This window comes from Nostoc sp. CMAA1605, from assembly GCF_021596505.1.
Lineage (GTDB): Bacteria > Cyanobacteriota > Cyanobacteriia > Cyanobacteriales > Nostocaceae > Trichormus.
In genome coordinates this window covers 18,121-41,861 of record NZ_PJIZ01000049.1, presented here as the reverse complement: position 1 = coordinate 41,861, position 23,741 = coordinate 18,121, and the positions used below count along the sequence as shown (strand labels likewise).

General features: G+C 40.0%; 23 protein-coding genes. 9 read left to right on the top strand and 14 right to left on the bottom strand.

Going from position 1 to position 23,741, the window contains the following annotated elements; all coding sequences use genetic code 11:
- The first annotated feature begins 168 nt into the window (after positions 1-168).
- The 3 genes from lpxC to lpxA all read left to right on the top strand — a co-directional run bounded on the left by lpxC (position 169) and on the right by lpxA (position 2,725).
- On the top strand, positions 169-1,017 hold the full coding sequence (gene lpxC, locus CV014_RS17360) for a UDP-3-O-acyl-N-acetylglucosamine deacetylase (RefSeq protein WP_236143172.1): 849 nt from the start codon (positions 169-171) through the stop codon (positions 1,015-1,017).
- Positions 1,018-1,066: 49 nt separating this feature from the next.
- Positions 1,067-1,576, top strand: coding sequence for a 3-hydroxyacyl-ACP dehydratase FabZ (gene fabZ / locus CV014_RS17355; protein WP_236143171.1), 510 nt, complete (start codon positions 1,067-1,069; stop codon positions 1,574-1,576).
- A 330-nt stretch (positions 1,577-1,906) separates the two neighbouring features.
- Positions 1,907-2,725 (top strand): acyl-ACP--UDP-N-acetylglucosamine O-acyltransferase, encoded by an 819-nt coding sequence (gene lpxA / locus CV014_RS17350; protein WP_236143170.1) that lies wholly within the window; start codon positions 1,907-1,909, stop codon positions 2,723-2,725.
- Here the strand turns inward: lpxA and CV014_RS17345 are convergent.
- On the bottom strand, positions 2,722-2,868 hold the full coding sequence (locus CV014_RS17345; RefSeq protein ID WP_236143169.1) for a hypothetical protein: 147 nt from the start codon (positions 2,866-2,868) through the stop codon (positions 2,722-2,724). The two genes, lpxA and CV014_RS17345, sit on opposite strands and share 4 nt — an antisense overlap.
- Between CV014_RS17345 and lpxB the strand changes: the two genes are divergently transcribed.
- Complete coding sequence (gene lpxB, locus CV014_RS17340) at positions 2,868-4,034, top strand: lipid-A-disaccharide synthase (RefSeq protein WP_236143168.1); 1,167 nt, start codon at positions 2,868-2,870, stop codon at positions 4,032-4,034. The genes CV014_RS17345 and lpxB overlap by 1 nt on opposite strands.
- A 218-nt stretch (positions 4,035-4,252) precedes the next feature.
- Entirely contained in the window at positions 4,253-5,626 is a 1,374-nt protein-coding gene (locus CV014_RS17335) for a DNA cytosine methyltransferase (RefSeq protein WP_268964763.1), read from the top strand.
- Here the strand turns inward: CV014_RS17335 and CV014_RS17330 are convergent.
- The 5 genes from CV014_RS17330 to CV014_RS17310 form a co-directional block, all read right to left on the bottom strand.
- A complete protein-coding gene (locus CV014_RS17330; protein WP_236143167.1) occupies positions 5,623-5,988 on the bottom strand; it encodes a hypothetical protein in 366 nt (121 codons plus the stop codon). The genes CV014_RS17335 and CV014_RS17330 overlap by 4 nt on opposite strands.
- On the bottom strand, positions 5,988-6,194 hold the full coding sequence (locus CV014_RS17325; RefSeq protein WP_236143166.1) for a hypothetical protein: 207 nt from the start codon (positions 6,192-6,194) through the stop codon (positions 5,988-5,990). Before CV014_RS17325 ends, CV014_RS17330 begins: the two co-directional genes overlap by 1 nt.
- 15 nt (positions 6,195-6,209) lie before the next feature.
- A complete protein-coding gene (locus CV014_RS17320) occupies positions 6,210-6,416 on the bottom strand; it encodes a hypothetical protein (RefSeq protein WP_236143165.1) in 207 nt (68 codons plus the stop codon).
- Positions 6,413-7,300, bottom strand: a complete 888-nt coding sequence (locus CV014_RS17315; protein ID WP_236143164.1) for an ATP-binding protein — start codon at positions 7,298-7,300, stop codon at positions 6,413-6,415. The genes CV014_RS17320 and CV014_RS17315 overlap by 4 nt, the downstream gene beginning before the upstream one ends.
- A 368-nt stretch (positions 7,301-7,668) precedes the next feature.
- Positions 7,669-10,665 (bottom strand): zinc-dependent metalloprotease, encoded by a 2,997-nt coding sequence (locus CV014_RS17310; protein WP_236143163.1) that lies wholly within the window; start codon positions 10,663-10,665, stop codon positions 7,669-7,671.
- Positions 10,666-11,411: 746 nt separating this feature from the next.
- On the opposite strand from CV014_RS17310, the gene CV014_RS17305 reads away from it, so the two are divergent.
- Positions 11,412-13,130, top strand: coding sequence for a pentapeptide repeat-containing protein (locus CV014_RS17305; protein WP_236143162.1), 1,719 nt, complete (start codon positions 11,412-11,414; stop codon positions 13,128-13,130).
- A gap of 67 nt (positions 13,131-13,197) precedes the next feature.
- On the opposite strand, the gene CV014_RS17300 is transcribed toward CV014_RS17305, so the two are convergent.
- Genes CV014_RS17300 through CV014_RS17290 form a run of 3 tightly spaced genes read right to left on the bottom strand, consistent with a single transcriptional unit; the run spans position 13,198 to position 16,669 of the window.
- Positions 13,198-13,932 (bottom strand): DUF4058 family protein, encoded by a 735-nt coding sequence (locus tag CV014_RS17300; RefSeq protein ID WP_268964762.1) that lies wholly within the window; start codon positions 13,930-13,932, stop codon positions 13,198-13,200.
- Between the two features lie 30 nt (positions 13,933-13,962).
- Positions 13,963-15,486: a WD40 repeat domain-containing protein gene (locus CV014_RS17295; protein WP_236143160.1), complete on the bottom strand. Its 1,524-nt coding sequence runs from the start codon at positions 15,484-15,486 to the stop codon at positions 13,963-13,965.
- A 16-nt stretch (positions 15,487-15,502) separates the two neighbouring features.
- Positions 15,503-16,669, bottom strand: a complete 1,167-nt coding sequence (locus tag CV014_RS17290; RefSeq protein ID WP_236143159.1) for a hypothetical protein — start codon at positions 16,667-16,669, stop codon at positions 15,503-15,505.
- A 322-nt stretch (positions 16,670-16,991) separates the two neighbouring features.
- Here CV014_RS17290 and CV014_RS17285 point away from each other — a divergent pair, with 322 nt between their 5' ends.
- The gene (locus CV014_RS17285) at positions 16,992-18,191 is read left to right on the top strand and encodes an argininosuccinate synthase (RefSeq protein WP_236143158.1); all 1,200 of its coding nucleotides are present in this window, start codon (positions 16,992-16,994) and stop codon (positions 18,189-18,191) included.
- Between the two features lie 284 nt (positions 18,192-18,475).
- Here the strand turns inward: CV014_RS17285 and CV014_RS17280 are convergent, their stop codons facing one another.
- Positions 18,476-19,105, bottom strand: a complete 630-nt coding sequence (locus CV014_RS17280; protein ID WP_236143157.1) for a DedA family protein — start codon at positions 19,103-19,105, stop codon at positions 18,476-18,478.
- A gap of 612 nt (positions 19,106-19,717) precedes the next feature.
- On the opposite strand from CV014_RS17280, the gene CV014_RS17275 reads away from it, so the two are divergent.
- Positions 19,718-20,071: an STAS domain-containing protein gene (locus CV014_RS17275; RefSeq protein ID WP_236143156.1), complete on the top strand. Its 354-nt coding sequence runs from the start codon at positions 19,718-19,720 to the stop codon at positions 20,069-20,071.
- A 549-nt stretch (positions 20,072-20,620) separates the two neighbouring features.
- On the opposite strand, the gene CV014_RS17270 is transcribed toward CV014_RS17275, so the two are convergent.
- Together CV014_RS17270 and rpsF are read right to left on the bottom strand one after the other, a co-directional pair.
- Positions 20,621-21,151 (bottom strand): Npun_F5560 family protein, encoded by a 531-nt coding sequence (locus CV014_RS17270; protein ID WP_236143155.1) that lies wholly within the window; start codon positions 21,149-21,151, stop codon positions 20,621-20,623.
- 220 nt (positions 21,152-21,371) lie between these two features.
- A complete protein-coding gene (gene rpsF, locus CV014_RS17265) occupies positions 21,372-21,698 on the bottom strand; it encodes a 30S ribosomal protein S6 (protein ID WP_236143154.1) in 327 nt (108 codons plus the stop codon).
- A 280-nt stretch (positions 21,699-21,978) separates the two neighbouring features.
- Between rpsF and CV014_RS17260 the strand changes: the two genes are divergently transcribed.
- Positions 21,979-22,752 carry a fumarylacetoacetate hydrolase family protein gene (locus CV014_RS17260; protein ID WP_103139519.1) on the top strand — a complete coding sequence of 258 codons (774 nt, stop codon included), beginning with the start codon at positions 21,979-21,981 and terminating at the stop codon, positions 22,750-22,752.
- 4 nt (positions 22,753-22,756) lie between these two features.
- Here CV014_RS17260 and CV014_RS17255 read toward each other — a convergent pair whose 3' ends face one another.
- Both CV014_RS17255 and CV014_RS17250 read right to left on the bottom strand, forming a co-directional pair.
- Positions 22,757-23,236, bottom strand: a complete 480-nt coding sequence (locus CV014_RS17255; protein ID WP_236143153.1) for a Tic20 family protein — start codon at positions 23,234-23,236, stop codon at positions 22,757-22,759.
- A gap of 79 nt (positions 23,237-23,315) precedes the next feature.
- A complete protein-coding gene (locus CV014_RS17250) occupies positions 23,316-23,513 on the bottom strand; it encodes a hypothetical protein (protein WP_236143152.1) in 198 nt (65 codons plus the stop codon).
- Positions 23,514-23,741: the final 228 nt, after the last annotated feature.

The window sequence follows — 23,741 nt, the reverse complement described above, 5'->3', positions numbered from 1 at the left end:
AGTCATTAGTCATTAGTCATTAGGTAAAAGATTCTACCTTGTCTACCTTATCTCCCCTGCCCCCTGCCCTCTACCTCCCCAATCCCCAATCCCATTTAATTTTTTGCTCAGGGTTTTACCAAGACTGCATATGAAAAACAACAATCTATCTATACTGAGTTCGTGCCTATGCTAGAACACACCCTGGCTGCGGCAATTACTCAAACTGGTGTGGGACTCCATAGCGGTGTTACTACCCAAGTGCGGATACTACCGGCGGATGCGGGAAGTGGACGTTATTTTGTCAGGGTCGATTTGCCGGATTCGCCTATTATTCCTGCCCAAGTTGCGGCTGTGAGTCAAACTGTTCTGTCAACACAACTGGGTAAGGGGGATGTATCGGTTCGCACAGTGGAACATTTATTGGCGGCTTTGGCGGGAATGGGTGTAGATAATGCCCGTATAGAAATTGATGGGGGAGAAGTACCGCTTTTAGATGGTTCGGCGCGGATATGGGCAAATAGCATTGCACAAGTAGGTTTGACTCCCCAAGCAGTTACTCAACCCCAAAGCCCCATCACCGTAGAACAGCCTATCTGGATTCGTCAAGATGATGCCTTTGTAGCGGCAATCCCAGCTTCTGAAACCCGCTTTAGCTACGGGATTGATTTTGATTTACCAGCGATTGGTAATCAATGGCATAGTTGGTGTAAAGTTAGCGATGCAGCACAAGCTAGTTTGAGCTTTAGTGAAGAGATAGCCCCAGCACGGACTTTTGGGTTAGCGCATCAAATTGAATATTTACAAAAATCTGGGTTAATTAAAGGTGGTAGCTTAGATAATGCCCTGGTTTGTGGTGCTGAAGGTTGGGTAAATCCGCCATTAAGATTTGCAAATGAACCAGTCCGGCATAAAATTTTGGATTTAGTAGGGGATTTGAGTTTATTGGGATATTTTCCCTGCGCGCATTTTTTGGCGTACAAAGCCAGTCATAATTTACATATTCAGCTGGCGCAAAAAATTCTAGCTGATGGTTGAAATTCCCCATCCCAACTAAATCCCAAAGTCGAATTCAATTACACCACCCATGTCAACCCTATCTGAAGTCAATAGTCATAGCGCGATCGCAGATCCATCTCCTGATGCAGCTGCACCTGAAATTCAGACAACTTTCAGCCCAGAAGAAATTCTGGAGCTACTGCCCCATCGTTATCCAATCCTACTTGTAGATAAAATTATCAACTATGTCCCAGGTAAACTGGCTGTAGGTATTAAAAACGTTACATTTAACGAGCCGCAGTTTCAGGGACACTTCCCAGGTAGACCACTGATGCCAGGTGTGTTAATTGTAGAAGCAATGGCTCAAGTAGGGGGTGTGATTTTAAGACAATTACCAGACTCAGAAAAGGGACTGTTTGTTTTTGCTGGTATAGATAAAGTCCGCTTTCGCCGTCAGGTAGTACCAGGAGACCAGCTAACCATGACAGTGGAACTGTTATGGATTAAACAGCGTCGTTTCAGCAAAATGCAAGCCCGTGCAGAAGTTGACGGTCAACTGGCTGCTGAAGGCGAATTAATGTTTTCTATGGTTAACTAAAATCTACCGATGTGGTGGAGAGTATAGCCGTAAACTGTTTTAAATTTCCCAGACAGAAGACTAATTACATAAAACCGCCACCAAAGGATTTGAGATTTTCAACTGGCGATTTTGGATGATTTTCTTCAGTACCTTCTTAACTACTGATTGGCAAAAAAATCTCGAAATCATCAATCCCAAATCCAAAATTGATTGTTTTTCGCCGACCTCACACATTCACTTGCCCGACCTTCTTCTTATGAAGAATCACACACTCAGTTACGCCAGGAGTCTCTACTTTGGCAGCAAAGCAAGGCACTGGCTTATCAAGACAGTTCTGGAGATTGACCCTTGAAAACCCTGATTCATCCAACTGCTGTAATTCATCCAAACTCGGAACTACACCCAACGGTGCAAGTCGGTGCTTATGCTGTGATCGGAGCAAACGTCAAAGTGGGTGCTGACACTATTATTGGCGCGCACGCAGTCATAGAAGGGCCTTGTGAAATTGGCGTAGGAAATCAAATTTTTCCTGGTGCAGCCATCGGGATGGAACCCCAAGACCTCAAGTTTGTTGGCGAACCGACTTGGGTAAGAATAGGCGATCGCAATTTGATTCGCGAGTACGTCACCATTAACCGCGCCACCGGTGCAGGGGAAGCCACCATCATTGGCAATGACAACCTACTGATGGCTTATGTTCATGTAGCTCATAACTGTGTAATTGAAGACTCAGTTATTATTGCTAACTCCGTAGCCCTGGCTGGACACGTTCATATAGAGTCACGTGCCAGACTAAGCGGCGTTTTAGGTGTGCATCAATTCGTACACATCGGTAAACACGCAATGGTAGGAGGAATGGCACGCATTGATCGTGATGTGCCGCCTTATATGCTCGTAGAAGGCAACCCAGGACGCATTAGAACCCTGAATTTAGTAGGATTGAAACGTTCAGGATTTGATAGCAACGAGTTACAACTACTCAAAAAAGCTTTTCGCATACTTTACCGTTCTAGTCTCAGTTTTAAAGAAGCTTTAGAACAACTCGAATCATTGGGAGACACCGAAACCCTGCAAAACCTCCGCCGCTTCCTGTTACTGTCCCAAATGCCAGGAAGACGAGGCTTGATTCCCGGCAGAGGGAGAGTAAGCGGGAGTGATGAGTCTTAGGCAGGGGGCAGAGGAGGCAGGGGGGCAGGGGGCAGGGGAGAAAAGGTAGACAAGGTAGAATTTATTACCCAGTCCCCAGTCCCCAATCCCCAGTCCCCAATCCCCAGTCCCCAATCCCTAATCCCTAACTTTTGGATTTTCAATGCGAATATTTATTAGCACTGGTGAAGTTTCTGGCGATTTGCAAGGCTCGCTGTTGATTGCGGCGTTGCAGCGTCAAGCTGTGGCTACGGGTATAGAATTGGAGATTGTCGCCTTGGGTGGTGACAAAATGGCGGCGGCTGGGGCAAAGATTTTAGGGAATACCAGTGGTATCGGTTCGATGGGTATTCTGGAATCTTTGCCTTATGTTTTGCCCACTTTAAGAGTACAGCGTCAGGCGATCGCCTATTTAAAACAACATCCTCCCGATTTAGTAGTGTTAATCGACTACATGGGGCCGAATCTTGGCATCGGTAGTTATATGCAAAAGCATTTACCAAATGTGCCTGTGGCTTACTACATCGCGCCGCAGGAGTGGGTATGGTCGATGAGTTTGCAAAATACTTCTCGGATTGTGGGATTTACCGATAAGTTATTGGCAATATTTCCAGAAGAAGCCCGCTATTTTAGCCGGAATGGGGCGAATGTCACTTGGGTAGGTCATCCCCTCATTGACCGGATGCAAGACGCGCCTAACCGGGAAATAGCCCGTGCTACATTGGGAATTGATGCCGAGCAGATAGCGATCGCACTTCTGCCAGCTTCCAGAAGCCAAGAATTAAAATATTTACTACCAGTAATTTTTCAAGCTGCCCAAAATATCCAAAGCAAACTACCAACAGCTCACTTTTGGATTCCCCTGTCGTTGGAAGTTTACAGAAAGCCCATTGAAGAGGCTGTGAAAAGTTATGGACTGAGGGCAACAATCCTCTCAGGTAAACAAAAAGAAGTATTTGCGGCGGCTGATTTCGCCATTACCAAATCTGGCACAGTCAACTTAGAACTGGCTTTATTAAACGTGCCGCAGGTGGTAGTGTATCGTTTACATCCCGTCACCGCCTGGATTGCTAGAACTATCCTGAGAGGTTCTATTCCCTTTGCATCGCCACCTAACCTAGTGGTGATGAAACCAATTGTGCCGGAGTTATTGCAAGAACAAGCCACCCCAGAAAACATTACTCAAGCAGCAATGGAATTATTGCTGAATCCTCAAAAGCGAGAGCAAACCTTGGCAGATTACCAACAAATGCGCCAGTGTTTGGGAGAATTGGGAGTGTGCGATCGCGCAGCTCAAGAAATTTTGCAAATGCTTGGGAGTGCTGAGTAGAGAGTGCTGAGTGCTGAGTGCTGAGTAGAGAGTAGGGAGTGTTGGGTGGTGAGTTGAGTGGAAAATGGTAGTGATGATTCTGAATCTTAAATTTTGAATTCAGCCCTGTTGCCAAAATATGCTTGAGACACCATAATTCGTCTTAAACGTTGATAAAAATCGCTAATTAAAAAGCTTAAATGTGAATCAGGGTTAATCAATCAGCCTCAAAGTTAGCAATGAGACTCAGAACTCAGAACTCAGCACTCACCACTCAGAACTCAGCACCCAGCACCCAGAACTCAGCACTCAGCACTCAGCACTCAGCACTCACCACTCAGCACTCACCACTCAGCACTCAAAACCGTCCCATCGCAGTAGATTTGTTTGCGGGTGCGGGTGGAATGACGCTTGGGTTTGAGCAGGCTGGCTTTGATGTGTTGGCGGCGGTGGAAATTGATCCAATTCACTGTGCTACCCATGAGTTTAATTTTCCATTCTGCACGGTGTTTTGTAAAAGTGTAGAACAGACAACTGGGATGGAAATTAGGGAGCGATCGCTAATTGGTAATCAAGAAATAGATGCAGTAATTTGCGGTTCTCCCTGTCAAGGTTTTTCTTTGATGGGTAAACGAATTTTTGATGATCCCCGTAATTCTTTGGTGTTTCATTTTCATCGGTTGGTTTTAGAGCTACAACCAAAGTTTTTTGTGATGGAAAATGTTCGTGGAATTACCATTGGTGAACACAAACAAATCCTGAAATTACTAATTGATGAATTTAAAGCTTACGGCTATCAAGTAGAAGAACAATATCAAATTCTTAACGCTGCTAACTATGGTGTCCCCCAAGCGCGAGAAAGATTATTTTTGCTGGGTGCGAGAAAAGATATCACCTTACCTAATTATCCCCAGCCAATTACCCAAATAGCCAAACCCCAGCCAAATTTATCTGATAACTCAGAATTACCAATTTGTCCCACAGTTTGGCAAGCGATCGGCGATTTACCAGAGGCGGAAGATTATTTTGAGTTATTACATAAAGATTGGGTAATAGCAGAATATAAAAAACCTAGTATTTACGCTGAGGTAATGCGCGGAATCAAAACCACCACAGATAATTATGCTTATCCTCGTCAATTTGACACCCGAATTCTTTCTTCCAGTCTGAGAACAAATCATTCAGAAACTACAAGACAACGTTTTCAGGAGACTCACCAAGGAGAGAGAGAACCCATCAGCAGATTTCATAAGTTACATCCGGCTGGTGTGTGCAATACCTTGAGGGCGGGAACGGATAAATATAAAGGTTCTTTTACCTCGCCTCGACCAATTCACCCTTTCACCCCCAGATGTATCACTGTGCGGGAAGCTGCGCGTCTACATTCTTACCCAGATTGGTTTAGATTCCACATCACCAAATGGCATGGTTTTCGTCAAGTCGGGAATTCTGTACCGCCTTTACTAGCTAAAGCCGTAGCTCAAGAAATTATTCACAGTCTAAAGATATCGCCTGTTAAACCTAGTATTGAGTATCAATTGGGAGAAGAAAGGCTGTTACAGCTAAATATCTCCCAAGCTGAACAATATTACCATACCAGCGTCAAAGACTAAAATCTCTGAAGATACTGATATTGTAAATTTTCTATTCCTTTAAGTAGCTCTTGCAGTTTCCTCAGTTTGTTAGTGCCATCTTGATACTCTTTTTTTGATGGTGAGTCTCCAAGCCTAGTGAGTACAGCATCACTTTCACGGATAATCTCCTCGCCTAAAAAATTTCTGAGTTTTTTCCTATTTTCTTTTGATAGCTTAACTAATGGCAGTTTTTCTTGCTCACCCTCTACAAAAACTTTTCTAGTGACGGATTTGCCTATTTTAGAGAAATCAGACTTAGCCAACCACTCATAAATCTCTTCTGATAGTTCTATAATGTGTGGTGGTTGACTATTTTCTGAATACAAGCTGATTTCTAACATTAGCCTTCCTCCTGAGCTTCAATCTCCATAAACTCTCTTTCAGGAATGTTTTCTGCCCATGCTATACCAGCATGATCAAACAAATCCTTAGCAGGTTTAGTAATCTTCCCAGTTGTTAAAATCGATACTATTGTACCTTTGTCAACCATCTTCTGTGCTAAGGTCGAATCAATTAGCTTCCGCGTTTTAATTTCAATATGTGGCATTAGCTTGCCCTTAATTTACTTATTATATTTATTTTGAATTTTACGTACTATCTCTTTTACTAGGGGGGCATCTTCAGGATTAATAATCAGTATGTCACCATTTGGATCATTCCCAGTTGTTCTTTTTGCAGCAATACCCTCTTCCTTCAATTTTTCAATGACCCAACCAATAAACTTCTTATGTACTGTCAGTTTGTATATCATTTTATCTTCATCAGTCATTGTGATAGCTCCTGAGATAATGCTTGCAAATGTTCTCCACTCGAAAAGCCAGTTTCAAAGGCTTTAATCAAAAGTTGATTCATAGATACTGATTTTTCAGTACATAAACTGTCTATGAATAAAGTTTGATATAATCCCTTGATATCACCACAACTAAAAGATCGACGTTGGTAAATATCATATATTTTATCAATTTCTTCTTTAGTTAAAGTTAAATTTAATGGCTTATTTAGATAATCAATATAAGACTCAAAGTAATCCAAAGATAAATTTAAATTCATTGATTTTTTTATAGCAAATCTACGCACTACTGCTGTATCTAATAAGTATGGGACATTGGTAATTCCAAATAGTAGCAAATGTCTTTCTAATTTAAGTTGATCCATCTCTAACATTAAAGTTGTCATCGCTCTACGAACAGCATCATGTTCTTGAGTACGACTACGACTCATACAAAATGTATCTAGTTCATCCAATAGTAGAAATATTGATGTTCCTTCTATACAAATAGTTTTTAGTTCTTTGAATATTTGTTCCAGGTTACGTGATGATTGACCTAAACTTGGATCAAGCATTCTACCAACATTTAGAGTATAAAAATTTATGTCATTAGTTACTTCTTCTTTAATTTGATTAAAAAGTAAATAACATAATGTAGTTTTGCCTGTATTGGGTTGTCCATAAAGTAGAACAGATGGCGAAATATCATAAAAATTCAATTGGCTTGCTATAGAATTATTACCGGTAATAATAGCCTCGCAAAAACGAAACAAATATTGTTGTAATACATCTAAACCAAATAATTTTTGATTAGTTATTTTACTTTTAATTTCAGCATAATTCAACTGCAATAATCCACTGCATATATTAATATTATTACTCATAGGTGAAATTTGGTTGCTTATAATAAACTACTGTAAAGCACTCTCTACATAATTCAGTACACTTAAACCTGTTGTGTGTCAGTTGGGAAACTCTAGATATATGGGAAATCTATCTCTATGATTTTCAATTTAAGTTTCTTATATAGCTTCAAGCTACAGTATTTTTACTGTATTTTCGTTTATCTGTAGGACTCCTAGTTGATTTCTGGAAAAAACTAAATACACTTTCATTTCTTATTCCCTGCTCCCTGTTAAAAGTTTACCGGTGGTGTTTACTGGAATCAGGGTAGTGTGTAGGGGATAGCGACGTAAAGCTTCTGCTATTACTTCTGGATCATGACATGACTTTTCTTGTATAGTAGCGACTATTAGTTACTTTGCAAGGGTGCATTCAAAGCTTTTTCGATGCGATCGCGTGTTTCTAATAAATGAGCTTTGGTATACTCATCATTAGTATTCACCTGTTGCAGTCTTTCATTTAATTGTTTAAGTTTATACCAAGCAATTGAACGGGCATCCTCTGGGACTTGTTCTCTGCGTAACACCATAGCAATTAAAATATCCAAATATTCCCTTTGCAAGCCGCGCCGGAAACTTGTGATTTTCAGCGTTCCTCTTTGCGGTTGCATGACTTCAGTCCAAATACCAGTTTGTAAAGTATCGAATAATTCTGGTAAAGTGAGGGCTTTATTGGGTGGGCTTTTGAGTTCAATGTCTTTTAGTAAGGAAAGGCGACTACCTGAAAGTAAGTCCCTTAAAACTGCCCCTTGAAATAGCAACACCAAATCATGCACAGGATAATCTAAACGCCCAACTACAGGAAAACTCCCCCAATGTCGCCACCGCGAAGGTGCTAATTTATTAATTAAATCTGGGGGAAAATTCCAAGCATTTTCAGCAAACACATACTTCTGCACAGTTGTTAAAGCTTGTCTTTGTTTTTCGACTGGAACTTGAGTAAACGGTAATCTGGGTGACGAATTCCCCAAGTTGCTAGATGAAATTTCTCTAGCTTGCATCCGATAAAAAGACTGTCCACCAATATATTTTGTGGTGTAGAAAATATTATTTAAGTAGTTGCCAATAACAGTGTTAAATCTGTATCTGACATCACTGTAGCTATCTCCTGCCATTGGGTAACGCTGGTTGAGACGTTCCCACATCACCCGTAAGTTATCTAGTTGCCACTGGGAATAAACTAGGACATTGCTACTATAGTCCCAAGCATCGGCGGTGGGATCAAGCACTGAGACATCCTCATCAGTGGCGTAACTCAACTCTGGTTTTTCAGACTGGCTGGCGATTTCTTGTAATATCGGCTTTTCGGCGATGGGGGTTTGGGCGTGAGTGACTGTGTAACCATATTTAATCGCCCACTCATCATAAACGCCAACCATTTTGGGAAAATAATCCCCCTGTTTTTTCCCTTGGGGGGCAATGTTGGGAGGAATGTAATCCATTACCGAAGTAGTCAAACCTTTGGTACGAGTAATTTCAGGATTATTCATTTCTTCTGGGGAAAGGAAGTTACTTCCCCGGAAGTTATGACGTAAACCCAAAGTATGACCGACTTCGTGAGCAATAATTAAACGTAAATATTCATGGGTATACTGTTTAACTTCTTCTTGGGAGGGGGGTTTGTCTTGTAATAACGACATCGCCATAGCACCAAACTCAAATTGATTGGCGGCTTCTATGCCGTAGCACACATCGTATTTACTGGCTAATAGGGATAATCGCTGTAAGATTTGATCAGCTTGGCTATTATCTGAGTTTGTAAGACGATTTTGACACAAACGGCGATCGCGGATTAATTCTGTGAGGGTAGTGCGATTTGGGGCTTGATTAGGTTGTACCAGTTTTTCATATTGGCCTTTGAGAAAGCGGACAAAACTGGCATCAACTAAGATATCTGCATCTAAAATTTCCCCAGTTAAGGGGTTAACACGGGATGGCCCCATTGCAAAATAACCATCTACAGTGTTAATCCAGCGAATGGTATTGTAGCGGATATCTGCCGGGTGCCAAGTGGCGTTATCTGGCATTTGTTTGGCTTCGATAGCATCCTGAAATCCGGCTTTGAGAAAGGCTTGATTCCACATGAGTATCCCTTCTCTAATGGCATCACGATACTCTAGCGGCACGGCGTTATCAATCCAAAAGACTATCGGCTTTTTCGGACGAGATATCGCTGCTTCGGGGTTTTGTTTTTCTAAGTGCCAACGATTAATGTAGCGGACAAAGGGATCATCGCGATCGCTTTTCGATAAGTCTTGATAGGCGGTGATAAAATAGCCCACACGTTCATCGGCAAAGCGGGGACGATAATTATTATTTGGTAATTGCGACAGGCTATAGTGGACGCGGAGTGTAAAACCACGATTGTCAGCTAAAGATGACACATCGAGAGTTTCATTATTTTTGCCTGTAATGCCCGCAAAATTCAACACTGATTCCACTTCCAGATTTTGGGGAAAGGCTTTAGCATTACCAAAATAGGATTGCTCAGGATTGGGGGCAACGCCTATACTCAAACCTAATCCGGCTAAATCTGTCAGGAGTAAATCACCCAAGTCAATCAATATGGTTTGACGTTGGGGATGAATGCTTTTGATAGTCACAGAGTATAGTAGTGAATCACTAAAAGACCTAGCTAGCGATCGCACTTGCGGATCACCTTCACGGGTGCGAAAATTCACATTACGAACCACGAAATTTAATTTATTATCCACCCGTTGGAAATAAAATAAAAATTCTTGCAATGGCAATCCACTATAAATTCCCTTTTCTCCAATTCCAGATTCTAGGGTAGTAGTAGCTAAGAAATTTTTATTCAGTTGTTCTGGCTTAATTTCTAAATAGATTTTATTCTTTTCTTTATGGCGATATAAAGTAAATAAACCGTCTATCTTTTCCGTATCTTTAATAACTTCGTCAAATGCTTCTAAGTCATCCTTCTTCGCTGGTTTAGACTCTATCTGTGGTTTTTTTTCTGGTGTATCTGTTGGTTTACCAGTTTTGAGTAATGGTTGTGTCCATGATGTTTGAAAATCTTGTGCTAGCCAATAGAAAGATTGACTTTTTACCTTTTGCTGCTGATCTATTACCCATAATTGTTGCGGTGGCTGCACCACAGATTGCGGAGTTAACTTAAGAGTTGAAGTTACTAATTGCTTGGATGGTCTTTGAGGTATTTTATATATATGTGGTTTTTGAGTGATATTTCCCTGAAAATTAGTAGCTATATTTTGTCTATTTTTATAGCTTTGATGATTGATCTTCTGAGGCAGTGATTGAGCTTGAGCCGTGGCGATCGTTAACAAAAAACTATGCAGCACAATCACATAAAAACTTAACCTCTTCATTTAGTTTATCCCTAATTACTATAATCAATTAACTTGATGCCCAATAGATATTTTTACTGGTAGCTATTAGTTTTAACCAACCAGTCCCAGACAATTTGCCAATCAAGATACTTTTAATAAATATTTTTATTCTTGTTGTGTAATTGTGTTGTAGTATTTTTTATAACAATCCTTTGGTTCGCCAACATCACAGATTATTTTGGCATGGGCGTAGTTAAATTAGCTTCACGAGATACCATATTTTAGTCAAAATAGTTGAAAATGACTAGTTTTTCTGAAACAATTACGAAATTATAGGACTTATATCTGGTTTCTGAACGGAAATCAGTATATTTTTATTCCTTCTTCCGTGTTCACTTCCTGAGCAAATGATTTCAGCATCAAAACCATTCCCGGATCAGTTTAAAAATTCCATTTTAATCAAAAAAATGCTTTGCTACTCAAAATGTTGTAGATAGCTAACTAAACTTAATGACTGATGATTAATTTATAAAGCTTTCCTAAAAAGATAGATTTTATCCAATACAGACTGAAGCCAAAGATACTAATTCAGTCTTTCCCATCAGCTAATCACAAGGAAACCTCACAATCAAACATTGGCAATCACCATAGGCGAAAACCCCATCACCCTAACAGCACTTTCTAGCTAGCTTACAGGAAATACGAAAGACAAAAAGCTTTAACTCCTAGTCTCCTACTTCTAAAATCTTAATAATCAAAAATAATTAGTATTAATGGCTAAAAAAATGTCACAATTACCCCAAGTTTGGAAACTACTACAAAGTTACGTTAAAAGCACTAGGTCACAAGATAGACCACTTAAAAAACACTTAATAGCATCACAGATTTTCAACCCTAGAAACTACAAGCAAAACATAGAGCCAAAGGTCAAAATTAATCAAGACAATTTACAGAAAGACATTTTCCTTAAAGAGTTACAAACTAAATTAGAAACGTGGACAAACACAGGAAATGATAACGAGTTTCATCTGAGCGATCGCCAACTGTATACAGAAATTTATGATTTGTTGGGCAGCAGTGCCTTGACAGTAGAAATAGTAGATAAACTGACAAAATCGTTGATATTAGCCCAGCAGTGGCAACCCATAGCACTATTTCACCGTTTATTAGTGTTTTATCAGCTTTGGTGTCAAGGAGAATTTATCGATGCACCTCCTAGCGATAACCTACCACAGCAAAAACTGATGGCAATGGTAGCACAAAATCAGGCGATCGGGCTAAGACAAGTAGATATATATACAGGTTTAAATGTATTGATTTTGCTCCTAGAAATCCATCGCTATGCCCAGAAGCAAGAAGATTTACAGCATCAAATTAACTTTTATCCCTCTGGAGAACCTGACACAGAGAGCTTTTTCACATCTCAACTGCTGCGGATAATTAATTATAGTGATGCCATAGAAATTGGTAATTTTAGTAACATTGTTGGGGAATTTCTCAAAGGTGCTAACTTGCAAGGTGCATATTTAGGTGATGCCAATCTTACAGGTGTGAATTTGAGTAGCGCAAATCTGACTGGAGCATATCTAGGAGATGCTAACTTGACGGGTGTCAACTTTCAAGATGCTAACTTAGCAGGTGCTAATCTAGGCGACACTAATCTTAGTGGGGCAAATCTCCAAGGGGCAAACCTCTCTCATGCAGACCTCAGCAGTGCTAACCTCACAGGGGCAAACCTCACAGGGGCAAATCTGAGCCGTGCTGACCTCAGTCGAGCTGACTTGAGTAGCTGTCAACTCAATGATACTGAACTCTGTCACACTAATTTGAGTGGTGTTAACCTCCGAGATGCTGTACTCTCGCGCGCCAACCTCACCAACGCCATACTGTTTGGGGCAAATCTCAGTGATGCTAACCTAAAAAATGTTCACCTCAACCACGCTGATCTTTGTCGTGCTGACTTGAGTGGGGCTGACTTATCTGGTGCTGTTCTCAATGGTAGCAACCTCAGCGACACAATCTTATTCAGCACTAACTTAAGCGCAGCCAGCCTCGTGTCCGCCGACCTCAGCTATGCTAAACTCAACGGTGCCAAACTCAGCGATGCTCAACTCAACGGTGCTATGTTCTTAGGTGCTGACTTGAGTGGCGTTGACCTCAGTCGCGTCATTCTCAACGATGCTGACTTGAGTGGTGGTATTCTCAGTGAAGCTGACTTAACCGGCGCAGACTTAAGTGATGCGGTACTTTTAGGTACAGATTTGAGTTTCGCTAACCTCAATAGTGCCAATTTAACTGGTAGTAACCTTAGTGGTGCCATGCTGAATGGTGCAGACTTAACAGCAGCTAATCTCACCTACAGTATTCTTGATGATACAGATGTCACCGAAGCCAACTTAGAAGTCAGTCATTGGGGTGAAAAGCAGCAATGGGAGGGCGTGCGGGGTTTAGAGACAGCATTAAACGTTCCTGTGACGTTAAAAAGGCAGTTGGGTTTAGAATAATTGATATTCTCAGACTAACTGGCTTGTAGTAAGGGCTTTAGCCCTGGTTCATAAGCTTAGGTCTTGACTAACTTATGGCTGGTGGCGGTGGCGGCTGGCTGTAGTCTATAGATAAATCATACCCAGCTTCATCATAGATAGCATTCAGCACAGCTTGCAGTTCCAGTACAGCGTCGGGGTCGCCTTCGCAAAGCGGAACGGGTATTGTTGGTAGGTTATCCTGCAACTTCACAGGCCACACATCAATTAAACCAGAACCAGCCCGCGTTAAGGTAATCAAGTAGGGAACATCTGGAAGACGGGGGTGATTAAATGGTCGATTTCCCCGACGCAGCAAATCAATTTCAATTAAATGAACGTTGGCATTATATAAACGTTGTCGTTTCTTCCGATAGTCAGTAATACCTGGTTCACGTTTGTTAACGGGGGAGAGAATTTCGATACAGCTGACTAGTCGGTTGTTGGCTGTATCCCGAATTTCGACTGTGGGGATGCGGACTGCAACAGGTTGGATAACCGGAAGTGTCAGAGGTGCAGGGGTTGTAGCAGTATTTGATGCGGGAATGGAAGCAGTTAAATTACGACGTTCTCTAATCTTTAATACCTCAACATCTGGGTACAAAATACCAATTTCACTAGCAGGGGAAATATCTTCCACAACATACACTTCTAGCCTTGCAGCATATTTAGGACGCAACTGTGGGGCGAGAAAAGCGCGGATTTTGCTAGCAAGGGCGTTGTGTACGTCACTCCACAGATAGCCTTCAAGATACGGGTCCATACCAGGGAACGGGGAAGGCATTTTACAAGCTCACTTGACTGCACTTTTATTCTAAACTGACGAACGTTCCCATAATCTAATTGTTTTATCTTTGCTTCCACTTACCAAAGTTCGACCATCAGGGCTAAAGGATACTGATGTTACTGCTTTAGTATGTCCTGTTAGAACAGCGATTTCTTTTCGTCTGTAAACATCCCAAAGTTTTATAGTACAGTCATCACTCCCACTAGCGAGTATTTGACCATCAGGGCTAAAAACTATTGAATTGACTGAATCTAAATGATAGCCAAGTGTAGAAATAAGTTCTCCTGTAGTTGACTTCCAAAGTTTAATAGTTGTATCTTCGCTACCACTCGCTAATATATTATCTTGTGGACTAAATGCTAGTGACTTTACTTTTAGTTTATGTCCACGCACCTGATATATTTCATCTTGAAATTCTAGATTCCACGCTGTAATCATTCCTCCATTTTGTCCAACAACAATAATTGTTTGTCCTTGATTTTGACTAACTGCTATTGTAAAAATAATATTTTGAGTCTTAATTTTATTAATAATGCAATTACTTTTTAAATCCCAAATAAAAAGAGTTGAGTCTTTACCACCACTTATGAGATAAGGTATATTAGGTACAAAAGCCAGGGCATTAATTCGATTCCAAAATCCTGGTAAATGCCCATAAAATTTGATTTCTTTTTGAGTTTCTGTTTCCCAAACTTTAACAACATTTTGTTCTGGAGTTTCAATCATTGCACTTGCAATATATTTTTGATCATAACTGACAACAACAGGAGTATAATGATTTAGTTTAGATATTACATATTCACCTTGGAAGCTATAATTTACTTGACAATTAATATTACAAATAAAAACACTCTGCTGACTAAGCAAGTCATTCTGATGTAAAACATTTCTGTCACATCTAATAACAAAATAACTTTCATTTTTAAAAAAAGCAACTGAAGTGATTTCATTCCCAAGCTCTTTAAAAAGTTGGCCAATCCATAATTGAGCTTTTTCTTGGTGTTTTAAGTTAGATATATTATTTTCTATAGTTTTCTTAGGATTAGAGTTAACCGGATATTCTTTAAGAAGATGATAACGCAAACGGATATTTGTCACTATATTTGTCCGCAACCTACAATTTTCTGATTGAATAGCAGGTTGAGAAGTTGTAGTATTCCAAAAATCCTGATAGTGAACTATCATTTTTTGATGAATTTCTTCTAGATTTTCCTGGGTGACTACAATACCAGGTTGTAATCCTTGCAAAACAATACCTTCTATTAAATTAATTTCTCTCCCAAATGAATCTTTCAAAACTCCCTTTCCTTCAATTCCTGTATTTTCCGATGTTGCTTCAATGACACGGAAAACCAAAGTGAGATCACCCACTTTAGAATTATGAATTTCACGGTAGTAGGCCGTTCCAATTTCTGTTAAGTCTCCACCTGCTGCTTTAGCTAGTAGGCTTGACGTTTTTGATTCACACATAAAGCTGGGAGCAACTATGGTTCTATAGTCAAGGTATTGATTACACCCAACCAGAAAAGCCCAAGCTTGAATATCTCTCATAAAAATGTTTGGTTGTCTAGAGTTTTTTTAGATTAGATCCAGGAAATTTAGATTCAAGTTCATCAGTAAGCGAAATAAAACAATTAACAACGTGCTTCAGTGCTGTAGCTTCATCAGTAACTTTTCTTTGAGATTCGGCTTGTTTACGACGGAGTTCTTCTGTTCTTTTTGCTGCTGCTTCTCGTTTTTGTTGGGCTGGTTTCTCCAGATCATCTAGAAAATCAATTAAATCCTCTAAAATATCTTCAGCAAACCTGTATTTTTTCGGCAATAATTCTTTTACTATGCCAATACCAACTTTTCCTACGCCTCCAACAACTTGTTTTAACCTTTCCCAAAAACTCAAATTAGGTTTAACTTCAATTGGTTTGCTTAGTCCTTCTTGCTTTTTAATCAATTCTTCTAAGGTAGTTTTAATCATGTCAGGCAAAATACAGGCTAGAGGCATTTCTACTAAAAATGGATTAGGTAAGCTGCCTGTTTTAGCCATACTTCCATCTGGTTGAAGTTCTGCAAAGCCCATGCCTACTGAACTAATCGGGATCAGCCGAACTGGTAAACGGGCTTCATTACGTGCTTGAATTAAGTTTCTAAATTCCTCAATCTCTAGCAAACGATCTCGTAGTTGCTCTAAGCTATATTCATTGATGAGGGTATCCCACTTACTAATAACAAAATGAATGGGTTTTTGACTGCCTTGCATTATGTTCAACATATTAGGTAGTTCGTTGACTAACCAAAATTTTCCCAGATTTTCATTACGCATTAATGCCTTTAGTTTTTGACCATCTAAAATCCCTAATAAAGCATCAGAATTTTTAAGTTTATTGTCAAAAGAAGTATCCTCATCTTCCATTTCGTCTGTAAGTCTGCCACCTGCATAATCCAGATATTTAAATCGACAAGCTGAATAAATATTGAGATTTTCTGTCTGAACACGACAGGTGAAAGTCCATTCTGATACCTCATCGTAAGTTGTTCCTTTTGGCCATTTTTCATCAATGGCGATTTGAGTGTATATGTTATGGAGACGCTTACGCTTTTCTGAGCTATCAACTTCCAAGAAAAAACCTTGTTTGCCTTGCGTAGACAACTTTTTATACATACTCGCCAGATATACAGTTTTACCAGAACCTCGTGGGCCGAGCATAATAACCGTGTAAGTATTTAAACTATCACTCATGGGAAGATACATAGGAAGATAAAACTTTATTTAGACTTAGTATTCCCAGATGACATACGAAAATACCTCAATGAGTTCATTACCCTCATGCAAATAAGCGATACAGTCAGCACTTAAGGGTTAAGAGGTAAGTCGGTCTTCATTAAAAATGATAGTTGGTCTATCTTTAACGCCGTACAGTAAACCCAAACGTCAAAGCTCTCAAATTTCTTGTTAAGACGGGGGCTAAAAACTTTGTTTTCCGATTCAGAAAATATACATGGTGCATTTAGATATAATAATGACTCATTAAATTATTGTGTTTTCCTAAGTGGAGAAACAAATGGGTCGCGCCAAAAAGGTTGTGTTGGCATATTCTGGTGGAGTCGATACCTCCGTTTGCATTCCCTACCTCAAGCAAGAGTGGGGAGTAGAAGAGGTAATTACGTTAGCAGCAGATTTAGGTCAGGGTGATGAATTAGAACCAGTCCGAGAAAAAGCTCTAAAATCAGGTGCAAGTGAATCTCTGGTGGTGGATGTAAAAGATAGTTTTATTAAAGACTATGCTTTTGCAGCTATTCAAGCTAACGCTCTTTATGAAAATCGTTATCCTCTAGGAACTGCCCTGGCTCGTCCGTTAATTGCTAAAATATTGGTCGAAACTGCACAAAAATATGGTGCAGATGCGATCGCACATGGTTGTACAGGTAAAGGTAATGACCAAGTCCGCTTTGATGTTTCCTGTGCAGCATTAAATCCTGAATTAAAGATTCTCGCACCGGCGCGGGAATGGGGTATGAGTCGTGAAGAAACCATCGCCTACGGTGAACAATTTGGGATTCCCGCCCCTGTGAAAAAGTCTTCACCCTATAGTATTGATAAAAACTTACTAGGTCGCAGTATCGAAGCTGGTGTGTTAGAAGATCCCACATTTGAACCACCAGAAGAAATTTATGAAATGACCAAAGCGATCGCTGACACCCCCAATGAGCCAGAATATTTAGAGATTGGATTTATTCACGGTATACCCACTACCCTCAATGGGATAGCCAAAACACCCGTCGAATTAATCCAAGAACTCAATCAAATTGTGGGAAATCATGGTGTCGGTCGCATCGATATGATTGAAAACCGTTTGGTAGGGATCAAATCACGGGAAATCTACGAATCTCCCGCCATGTTGGTGCTAATTCAAGCCCACAGAGATTTAGAAAGCCTCACCCTCACCGCAGATGTTACCCACTACAAACGGGGTATTGAAGACACCTATACTCAAATGGTCTACAACGGCTTGTGGTATAGTCCCCTGAAAACTGCTTTAGACGCTTTTATCCAGAAGACTCAAGAACGAGTATCTGGAACTGTGCGCTTGAAGCTGTTTAAAGGTAACGCCACTATCGTCGGTCGTTGGAGCGATAATTCACTCTATACCCCTGACTTAGCTACCTACGGCGCAGAAGATCAGTTTGACCACAAAGCAGCCGAAGGTTTCATTTACGTTTGGGGACTACCGACTCGCATTTGGGCAAAACAAACTAGATAAAACCAATTCGCAATTCGCAATGGACTTCGTCCCGCTTCGCTAACGCAATTCGCAATTAATTCAGCCACCCACGAGGGGTGGGGTTTTTACCTACCTTGGGAAACAAGGATTTTTTCACCCACCAGGGGCGAGGTTTTAAACCTAACTTTTTCCAATAAATAAAGGCAAAAGGCAAAAGGAAAAAAGTTTGTAGTAAGGACTTTAGTCCTCATCTTAGGACTGAAGTCCTCACTACAAACCTCTAATTTCTCTTTTGCCTTTTTAATTTTTCCTTTTGCCTTTTCTTAGTCTTTTGCGGCTTGTTTAACTTGACGCGATTCTAACCATAAGGGAATAGCAATCACAGCTACAAGTATCAGTAAAGCCAAAATTGCAAATTGACTCACCCAAGCCACCAATTGTTCAAGAGAAACAACCCTACCAGCAAAAAAGGCTAATGTCACCATTAAACTAGCCCAAGCTGTTGCTCCTAAAATGTTGTATATCAAAAATTTGGCGAAAGGCATCTCAGCAATACCAGCTAATGGAGCAGCAAAAATTCGCAATAATGCAAAAAAGCGGCCGAAAAAGACTGCTTTAGCTGCATTTTCACTAAATTGCGCTCTGATACTCAACAATTTTGTTTCACTAAATCGAAATATTTTTCCTACTTGTAGTAAAAAAGACCAGCCTCCCAGCCGACCAATCCAATAGCCACAAATTCCACCCATCACCGCACCAGTAATGGCAAGGGCTAAAACTATCCAATAATTAAGTTCCTTACTACCAGCCAGAAAGCCACCTACTAAGGTTACGGTTTCACCAGGAAGAGGTATACCCAAGTTCTCTAGCAATATTCCTAAAAAAATAGCCCAGTAACCGTAATGATGGGCAAACTCCTGGATGTTTTCTAATGAAATCAACTCAAGAGACATCCCGCACCGCCGCCTTTACAATTTTTTACTTTATATACATCTTTGCTTGTTTTTACCTGGGGTGTCAATCAAGCCCCCATATTCAGCAGTTCAAAAAGCTATTGTCGCTTGGAATGTCTCGAAGCCCTAGTATAATTCTAGACATATATAGGAATCATATTTGATTTCTGAAAAAACTCGGTACACTTCTGTTACTTCTTTTCCTGTTCCCTGTTCCCTACCTACGCAAATCGTTTCAATAATCAAGTTGGATTCCTATATGAATGATTAGTAACTAATAATTGACAATCAAGTATCTATCAGTTATTAGCACAAACGCATAAATGAAGCGATAAAGCAATAAATTTTTATTAAAAACTTATAAAAAACTTAAAAAAATATAAAGGTTCTGTAAAAGATACGTTTGATACGGAAATCATTAGGCGTTTGTGCCTATATTGGGGAATGTCAAAACAAATTATACGGAATAAATACTGAAGCAAATGCTAGAAAACTTGTAGTTGCAATCTACTTTTTACTGTGGATGTAACCAAGATTTCACACACAGCATCACGCTAGTATTGGTTTCTGCGTCCTGCTTTTGTTAAGTGTTTCAACTACTTGGTTAAATTTATGACACTCACACCAGAATTACAAGTGGTTTTGTTTAAACCTCAAGGCAGCATAGACTTACAAAATGGTATGTCCTTGAGCCAACAGATGTCTGAAATCACTCCTCAGCCTCATCAGCTTTGGGTGGTTGATCTGGCATTAGTAGACTTTATGGATAGTTCCGGTTTGGTTTCATTAGTCAAAGGATTAACATCAGCAAGACAAAATGGTTGCCGTCTAGTTTTGTGCAACGTACAGACTCCTGTGCGCTTGGTCTTAGAACTTACACAGTTAGATTCAGTATTTGAAATCTTTGACACTTACGAAGATATTTTTAGTGTCGTCGATAACGAGCAAGTATCATTAGCAAGCTAACATTTCATTATAATAACTAAATCCGGCAATGTCAAAATAATTGGTTAAAAGTCTAAATGAGCCGATTATTTTTGAGCATTGCTGTGGTTTACTCTAATTATTGTCAAGGAGTGCTGAGTGCTGTTTTGGTGGCTATTAATTGTAGTTGCACCAAAGCTTTAATCAATGTGTCTATCAAAGCAAGTTGTCATCAAATTTAGATAGACTCGCAAAAATATATTTTTGAGTCAATAATTAGGGCTTGCTGAAAAAGTCCTTTAGTGGAGGTAGGGAACAGGGAACAGTTTTACCCTAATTTTTTCCAATTTTTTTGCATCCAAAAAATTGGAGATGCAAACTTTTTCAGCCTCATATCCCAATTCTCTTGCACTTTTTTCCTAAAAATAACCGCGAATTGCTTACTAGTAAAGAGTTTTAAAGTTATTCAACAGACCCTAATTATACAATATTTAAGAATATCAAAAAAATGTCAAAAAAATATCAAGAAATATTCAGCTTTTTGCCTAATTTATCCTCAAGTTAGGCATTTTTTACCGTAAAAACATTGTGTTATGTGGATGCGGGACGGGGAAAGTTGGGTAGATCAATTCCACTATGGCTAGAAGTGCGTGTTTTAAGAGCTAAACGATAACTGACGCTTTGCAATTCGGCTTGTAGTTGGCGGTTCTCTCTTTGCAGTTGAGCTACTTTTTCCCTGACTGGAGTCATGCGTTCTTCAAATTTCCGGCGGTAAATTTGCGGTAATTCTTGCACTACTTGTTCTAACATCCGACTGCGGTCAGTTAACTCTTGAACGGACTGACGCAGTTGATAAATTTCCGTGTCGCGGACAGTAATTTGCTCTTGATAGAATGTGACTTGCTGCTCAACAGCCTGTAGTTGTTCTTGTAAAGCTTTTAGTTGAGTTAAATCTTGTTCCGGCTCTAGCTTGGGGGGTATAAAATTAGTATTGCCCTTGACTAGCCGGAAAAGTTCTTGTGATAGCTGTTGGACGAGTTGATCCCGTAGCTGCAATTCTTGGCGCAGCTGCGACATTTCTGTAGATAGAGCTTGGATGTCGGGTAGTTCAGTTTGGCTCACAGTGGCTTAAAGCTCCGATTGAAGAATATTTTCCAACCTTGGATATACTGCGATCGCTTGCTTGGGGCAGGCAATGTTAATCTAGCATTCCCAACTCAATTACAAAATAAGGCATCAAAATAAAATTTTTTCTGATTATATGTTCTTATTCTAGTTTTGTCCGTGGAGAAAACTGAGTTATGAATACTCAATTTTCCCCACGGGTCATTTAACAATTGTCTTAGACTGTCGCAGCAACTTCTTCTGCTTGGTTCTCAGATACTTCTTGCTTAATGGTGAGGTAGCGAATTACTTCTTCGCTCAAACGCATAGCGCGTTCTAAGGGAGCAATCACTTTTCCGGGCCCAGTGTAGTTTACTTGAACATAGATGCCATCACGATTTCTATCAATTTCGTAAGCCAGACGACGCTTGCCACGATTTTGGATTTCAATGTTATCAGCACCTTGTTCTTTGAGCAAGTTCTGATACTTGGCGATCGCTTGCTCTACTTGTTCATCTGTGAGGTCTGGGCGCAGAATATATAGTGTTTCGTAAACTGTAGACATGGTTGTAATTCTCCTTTTGGACAACTGGCTGCTGACACTAATTTATACATTTAGATATAAAATATCTCAGTATTAATCAACATCTGAAGCAACAAGGAAATATAATCTTACCAGTTTTCTATTTTAATCATCAGCCCCATCTGCCAAAATTGGCCTTGTTGATGGGAAGCGAGGAGAAAAAATAAAAAGCAAAAAGGCAAAAGAATCTTTTCTTTTACCTTTTGACTTTTACCTTTACCAGTTCCCAGTCCCTAACTTGATAAGGATTTTGATCAAATTTATGGCCCAGCGTTATGTGCGTGTTCAAAATCAAGAAGGAAAGATTTACTATGGGTTGTTGCAGCTGTCTCTTAATGTGCAGGTGCTTGATGCTCCACCTTGGCTACAGGGACAGCTAACTGATCTAGTTTTAGAACCGGATAATTATCAAATTCTTGCACCTTGCGCTCCTTCCAAGATTGTAGCGGTGGGAAAGAATTACGCTAACCATGCTGCGGAAATGGGAAGCCTTGTACCAGTTGAGCCATTAATTTTTTTAAAACCACCAACAACAATTATTCCTTCAGAGACAATAATTCAGTATCCTCAGCAGTCGCAACGAGTGGATTATGAAGGTGAGTTAGCTTTAATCATTGGCGATCGCGCTTGTAAATGTACACCAGAAGAAGCCCAAACTAAAATTTGGGGTTATACCGTCGCCAATGATGTGACGGCTAGAGATTTACAACAAAAAGATGGTCAATGGACTCGCGCTAAAGGGTTTGATACATTTTGTCCTCTAGGCCCTTGGATTGTGCGAGAATTAAACCCTGGAGCTAGATTGCAGACTTTTATTAATGATGATCCTGATCCAGTGCAATCTGCGGGTATTGATCAGATGGTGTTTGCCCCTGATTTTCTAGTTGCTTATATTAGTCAAGTGATGACCTTACTACCTGGAGATGTGATCCTCACGGGTACACCAGAAGGTATTGGCCCATTAAAGCCAGGCGATCGCGTCCGCATAGAAATTGAAGGTATTGGTCGCTTAGAAAACACCGTGGCATCTCCCTAAACTATTAACGTACTTGTGCATAAACTGCATCAGAAATTGTTGGCAGTTCCGCGTAGCGTCCTAGTATGGATTGAATTATAGAATACACTACTGTTCCAACAATTACTACGAAAACTAAGTTGGATATTGTTTCTATAGCAAAGCCAGTATTAGGAATGAATGCCAGAAGTTCTCTCAGAACTTCACAGAGAAATATCACAATGTTGAGCAATATTGCCTGCATGGTGTTGAACCGAATGAAATGCACAATTTTTTCGTTTCTGACTACAAATATAAATAAAGCAAAGAAAAGGAGTAATCGACCTAATTGTCCCAAGCTCATATACAAGACCAATATTGGCTGTAAAGGTATCAAGAGTATCTGTAATATAGGAAACCTTCCTAACAAATAACTCCCAAACACTAAACCGTTAATTATGGGCAGAAGATAAGGTAAACAGGCGAAAATGCGATCAGTAATTGATGTAGTCCCACGCCAAACCATTATGCGTTCTCCTATGGTGAAAATTTCAGATTCCCCTAGAGCATAGGATAACGCAGTTAACCTACCTTTTTGGCTTTGACTATTCTATCTGGGCTATGCGAAAACCCATTTGACATTTATACTGCTCTGGTTGCTGTTGTGTAAGCTGGCGAATAGCTTGACCGCAAGTTAACTTTCCCCCGCGCCAACGTGGTTGACCACTACTATCAGCTAGTAAGCAAGACTGACAAACTTGCTCAGGAACTAGGATTTGCTCGTCCATGAGAATGACTAACATCTCAATCTCTCCTTCTTACTCTACTGCCGAGAGATTCTTGCTTACAGGTAGTAGGGCTACAACATTTACAGGTAATTCGCTCCACTTGACTTTTAGCAGCCCGATAGCGCGTCTCTCACAGCTAATTAAATAATTCTAATTAATATACTGACCACACCGAGGACTAAATTTTGATGAGTTTAACTAAAAAATTAGGGAATATTTGAGGATTTATTAGGTATTGATGCT

Coding starts and splice junctions, on each gene's coding strand:
- lpxC (WP_236143172.1), top strand. CDS start 169: ATGCTAGAACACACCCTGGCTGCGGCAATTACTCAAACTGGTGTGGGA.
- fabZ (WP_236143171.1), top strand. CDS start 1,067: ATGTCAACCCTATCTGAAGTCAATAGTCATAGCGCGATCGCAGATCCA.
- lpxB (WP_236143168.1), top strand. CDS start 2,868: ATGCGAATATTTATTAGCACTGGTGAAGTTTCTGGCGATTTGCAAGGC.
- CV014_RS17335 (WP_268964763.1), top strand. CDS start 4,253: ATGAGACTCAGAACTCAGAACTCAGCACTCACCACTCAGAACTCAGCA.
- CV014_RS17330 (WP_236143167.1), bottom strand. CDS start 5,988: ATGTTAGAAATCAGCTTGTATTCAGAAAATAGTCAACCACCACACATT.
- CV014_RS17325 (WP_236143166.1), bottom strand. CDS start 6,194: ATGCCACATATTGAAATTAAAACGCGGAAGCTAATTGATTCGACCTTA.
- CV014_RS17320 (WP_236143165.1), bottom strand. CDS start 6,416: ATGACTGATGAAGATAAAATGATATACAAACTGACAGTACATAAGAAG.
- CV014_RS17315 (WP_236143164.1), bottom strand. CDS start 7,300: ATGAGTAATAATATTAATATATGCAGTGGATTATTGCAGTTGAATTAT.
- CV014_RS17310 (WP_236143163.1), bottom strand. CDS start 10,665: ATGAAGAGGTTAAGTTTTTATGTGATTGTGCTGCATAGTTTTTTGTTA.
- CV014_RS17305 (WP_236143162.1), top strand. CDS start 11,412: ATGTCACAATTACCCCAAGTTTGGAAACTACTACAAAGTTACGTTAAA.
- CV014_RS17300 (WP_268964762.1), bottom strand. CDS start 13,932: ATGCCTTCCCCGTTCCCTGGTATGGACCCGTATCTTGAAGGCTATCTG.
- CV014_RS17295 (WP_236143160.1), bottom strand. CDS start 15,486: ATGAGAGATATTCAAGCTTGGGCTTTTCTGGTTGGGTGTAATCAATAC.
- CV014_RS17290 (WP_236143159.1), bottom strand. CDS start 16,669: ATGAGTGATAGTTTAAATACTTACACGGTTATTATGCTCGGCCCACGA.
- CV014_RS17285 (WP_236143158.1), top strand. CDS start 16,992: ATGGGTCGCGCCAAAAAGGTTGTGTTGGCATATTCTGGTGGAGTCGAT.
- CV014_RS17280 (WP_236143157.1), bottom strand. CDS start 19,105: ATGTCTCTTGAGTTGATTTCATTAGAAAACATCCAGGAGTTTGCCCAT.
- CV014_RS17275 (WP_236143156.1), top strand. CDS start 19,718: ATGACACTCACACCAGAATTACAAGTGGTTTTGTTTAAACCTCAAGGC.
- rpsF (WP_236143154.1), bottom strand. CDS start 21,698: ATGTCTACAGTTTACGAAACACTATATATTCTGCGCCCAGACCTCACA.
- CV014_RS17260 (WP_103139519.1), top strand. CDS start 21,979: ATGGCCCAGCGTTATGTGCGTGTTCAAAATCAAGAAGGAAAGATTTAC.
- CV014_RS17255 (WP_236143153.1), bottom strand. CDS start 23,236: ATGGTTTGGCGTGGGACTACATCAATTACTGATCGCATTTTCGCCTGT.
- CV014_RS17250 (WP_236143152.1), bottom strand. CDS start 23,513: ATGTTAGTCATTCTCATGGACGAGCAAATCCTAGTTCCTGAGCAAGTT.